Origin of the sequence: uncultured Algibacter sp. (assembly GCF_947495675.1) — a bacterium.
Taxonomy (GTDB): domain Bacteria; phylum Bacteroidota; class Bacteroidia; order Flavobacteriales; family Flavobacteriaceae; genus Algibacter_B.
Map to the genome: position 1 here is coordinate 1 of NZ_CANLZX010000114.1, position 215 is coordinate 215.

Sequence of the window (215 nt, forward strand, 5' to 3'; positions counted from 1 at the left end):
TTTGCGTAATCTGCTCCTGTATGTCCAATCGGCTGTCCGTGTAATTCACAGTAACCCTCAAACATACTGCCATCTGCAGCTACACAACCTTTACCCATTATCGTTTTTCCTATAATTAAGGTTGGCTTTTCTGTTTCATTATTTGCATTGGTTAATGCTTGTCTTATTTCATCGTGATTGTGTCCATCAATAGTCACAACTTTCCAGCCCCATGC

The 215-nt window shown here is 40.5% G+C and carries 1 pseudogene; it reads right to left on the bottom strand.

The features are described 5' to 3' along the window. A pseudogene (locus tag Q0842_RS16300) lies at window positions 1–215 on the bottom strand (transketolase); the annotation flags it as partial.